We start from the raw sequence: 540 nt of genomic DNA on the forward strand, positions 1-540 counted from the left end.
CCGCCCCGACACCCCCCTCCTCGACACGATCCGCGATCCCTCCGCTCTGCGGGGTCTCTCCGACCAGGAGCTGCGGCGGGTCGCCGACGAGCTGCGGGCGGAGACCATCGACGCGGTGTCGGTGACGGGCGGGCATCTCGGGGCCGGGCTCGGGGTGGTGGAGCTCACGGTGGCGCTGCACGCCGTGTTCGACACGCCCCGCGATCGGCTGATCTGGGACGTCGGCCACCAGGCCTACCCGCACAAGATCCTCACCGGCCGGCGCGAGCGCATCCGCACGCTGCGCCAGGGCGGCGGGCTGTCGGGCTTCACCAAGCGCGCCGAGAGCGACTACGACCCCTTCGGCGCGGCGCATTCCTCCACCTCGATCTCGGCGGGGCTCGGCATGGCGGTGGCCCGCGACCTCGCGGGCGCCAAGAACAACGTCGTCGCCGTCATCGGCGACGGGGCGATGTCGGCGGGCATGGCCTACGAGGCCATGAACAATGCGGGCGCCATGCATTCGCGCCTCGTCGTCATCCTCAACGACAACGACATGTC

1 protein-coding gene is annotated in these 540 nt (G+C 71.9%); it reads left to right on the forward strand.

Annotated elements, in window-relative coordinates; all coding sequences use genetic code 11:
- Positions 1-540 (forward strand): 1-deoxy-D-xylulose-5-phosphate synthase N-terminal domain-containing protein (locus IEX89_RS24190; protein WP_244645677.1); only part of this gene is annotated, 540 nt, incomplete at both ends.

This window comes from Salinarimonas ramus, from assembly GCF_014645695.1.
GTDB lineage: Bacteria > Pseudomonadota > Alphaproteobacteria > Rhizobiales > Beijerinckiaceae > Salinarimonas > Salinarimonas ramus.